The sequence below is a fragment of the Microcoleus sp. K4-B3 genome, assembly GCF_036704615.1.
In the GTDB taxonomy this organism is placed as follows: domain Bacteria; phylum Cyanobacteriota; class Cyanobacteriia; order Cyanobacteriales; family Microcoleaceae; genus Microcoleus.
Genome location: NZ_JAUBSF010000224.1, coordinates 1 through 1,514 on the forward strand (window position 1 = coordinate 1; position 1,514 = coordinate 1,514).

The window sequence follows — 1,514 nt, forward strand, 5'->3', positions numbered from 1 at the left end:
CTGAATGCCCTCAACTGCGAACCTACTTACAAACGTAGTCTTAGACAAAAAATGAAACGGGCAGCTATGGATAATGATTATCTGATTCAAATTATCAGTTCTTGTTTTCTTGACAAGATCTTAGATTCTTCGGATTCCTTTTGTCAAGCATGATTGAGACGCTCTTACCCTGGTAGTCAAAGAAAGTTACAACTATCCAGTGATTACGGTGATTTAGCGCTGTTTGTTAATTAGAGTTACGCAAAACCTGCATAAACCGGGTTTTTTGCCGTATCTGCGCCCTATAACCAAGTATTGTCGAAAAAACCGGTTTCTGACCACCCGTGCGTCCTGGACTAATATTGATAGGTGCGATCGTTATTGAAGCTGAGAAAAATAATCCGCATGATACTTGAAACTCAGAAATTGATTCTGAAACCGATTGTAGAGAGCGACCTCAACACGCTCCACGGAATGTTTACTAATTTTTATGTGAGGAGATATCTATGTGACGGCGAAATATTGTCGCTGCAACAAGTCGAAGAAATGCTGGCCGAGAACAAAAAGCTTTTTGAAGAAAGTAAATTAGGTTTGTGGTTTATCGAGACAAAGAACGATCGAGAAATCATTGGATTTGTTGGTTTGTGGTATTTGTTGGAGGAAGCACAGTCGCAGTTGCTTTACGCGCTGCTGCCGAAAGCACTTAAAAAAGGATATGCTACTGAAGCATCAACCAAAAGATTGGAGTATGGTTTGAATGAACTTGGCTTGGACTATATTGTCGCAAGCTGCGATCGCCCAAACATTGAGTCGCTTAAAGTCGCAGAAAGACTCGGAATGAAGGAAGTAGAATCCAGAATTGTGGATGGAAATCCGATATTATTCTTTAGGATTGATAACTTAAGTTGTTGAGCATTATTATTAAACAATATACTCAATTTTCAATCCTCAAATCTTTACCAAAATCTTTGCTGAAATCTTTTATAATTGATTAGACATCTCCAAAATAGTAACATTATGTGGTAAAAGAACATAAGAGACATTTTTTTACACACAAACATGAGCGACATCCTGAATCATATTGAAGAGAATCATAAAGAAACACAGCGATTAATTGGTCTGGAATATGAACAGTTACAACAATTGCTCCAAAATGCCGAACGATTACATCATGAAAAACAAGCTTTACTCGCATCAAAAAAAGTGAGAATTATTGCGGGTGGAGGAGGTCGAAAACCCAAACTATCTATTCCCGAACAAATAATTTTAACCTTGGTTTATATACGGCATATGACAACATTTCAACTTCTGGGCATTCAGTTTGGAGTAAGTGAGTCTACAGCTAATGATACATTTAACTATTGGTTTGCGCTCCTGCTTTGATTGCTACCATCTAGCTTGCTGGAACAAGTAAAAAAAAACGCTGCTGACCATGCAATAGTTAAGGAAATACTCACAGAATAAGCTGTTAAACATCTAAACTGCATTAACTAAGTTGCCTTTATTTTTTATCTTTCGGTTCCATTTCATAATTA

Annotated in this window: 2 protein-coding genes; both read left to right on the forward strand. The window is 37.3% G+C overall.

The genetic code is table 11. From position 1 onward, the window contains the following. The first annotated feature begins 384 nt into the window (after window positions 1-384). Window positions 385-891: a GNAT family N-acetyltransferase gene (locus QUA78_RS32550; RefSeq protein ID WP_333307625.1), complete on the forward strand. Its 507-nt coding sequence runs from the start codon at window positions 385-387 to the stop codon at window positions 889-891. A 147-nt stretch (window positions 892-1,038) separates the two neighbouring features. Continuing rightward, entirely contained in the window at window positions 1,039-1,362 is a 324-nt protein-coding gene (locus QUA78_RS32555; protein WP_333399264.1) for a transposase family protein, read from the forward strand. Window positions 1,363-1,514 lie beyond the last annotated feature (152 nt).